Origin of the sequence: Pseudonocardia sp. NPDC049154, assembly GCF_040648315.1 — a bacterium.
In the GTDB taxonomy this organism is placed as follows: Bacteria; Actinomycetota; Actinomycetes; order Mycobacteriales; family Pseudonocardiaceae; genus Pseudonocardia.
Window position 1 is genome coordinate 1 of sequence record NZ_JBEZDN010000269.1, and the last position, 1128, is coordinate 1128.

A 1128-nucleotide genomic window follows, 5' to 3' on the forward strand; every position below is an offset into this window, starting at 1 on the left:
GACCTGGATCAGGGGCTTCCCGCGTCCGACCGCCCGTGGGCCGGGGCGGTGGGCGAGCACGGCCTCGACCGCGGCCGCGAGTTGCGCCTCGCTGAACATCACCGCGGCTTCCCCGAGCGGGTTCGCGTCCTCCTCGCCGGGTCGGAGCTCGGGTTGAGCATTTTCTCCGGAAGCTCCGACGGGCTCGGCCGAGCCGGAGGCGCCAGTTGCTTCGTAGAGGGTGGTTCCTTCGACGGTGTCGGAGGCCGTCGGGCTCGCAGAGGCCATGTCGGCCGAGGTGGCGCTGCCACACGAACCCTCGGACGGTGTGGTTCTCGTGGTCGAGTCGGCTGTGTGGGCGTTGGCCGATCGGATGTAGCCGGTGTCGGTCGGGCTGCCTTGGAGTGCGTCGGTAATGCGCCTGTCCGCGTCGCCTCTCTCGGCAATCCCACCGCTGCCGGCGGCGTCATCGGTCGCGGACACAGTGCCGACAGCGCTGCTACGGGCATCGGCTTCGCTCGTGTTGTTGATGTCGGGGGAGCTGCCATCCGCGGCACCTGGTGCACCGGGGACCGCATCGGAGGTGTTCTGGTGGCGGGCTTCGCTGTCAGCGTTGGCGCCCGCCTCGAAGCCGTCGTCACCCTGCGCGCCGGAGGCGTCGGCGTCTGTGGTGGTGGTACTCGCAGCGGGCGTGCTATCGGTGTCGGCGTCCGGGTCCGTGCTTGGGTTGTCGGTGTCGCGGAGGTGGGCGAGGGCGGCGTTGACCTGTTGGGTGACTGCGGTGGTGTCGGTGAGGGTGAGCCGGCCGGTGCACAGGTCGACGAGCAGGTCGGCGCGGCGTTGGTCCATGGTGCGCGGGTCGTCCGGGCCTAACGCTTTGGCGAGGCGGCAGAGGGTTTGCCAGACGGCTTCGGTGTCGACCGCGGACAGTCGGGCCCAGAGCGAGCCCATCCCGTCGGGTAGTGGGCGGTAGGTGACCTCACGGGTGGTGCGGGCGGTGGTGTGGCGGCGGTGTTCACCGTCGGGGTCGAGGCGGGCGATGAGCCGGGCCAGCAGGGCCCGCCACTGTGGGCGGGTCTTGTCTGCGGCTCGGTCCAGCGCGCGGGCCTCGACGATCACGGCGAGGTCGTCGGGCAGCACCGCGGTGAG

The 1128-nt window shown here is 71.2% G+C and carries 1 protein-coding gene; it reads right to left on the minus strand.

Translation table 11 applies throughout. The features are described from left to right. Positions 1–1128, minus strand: a 1128-nt coding sequence (locus tag AB0B41_RS43235; protein ID WP_358213047.1) for a DUF222 domain-containing protein, incomplete at both ends; no start/stop codon positions are given.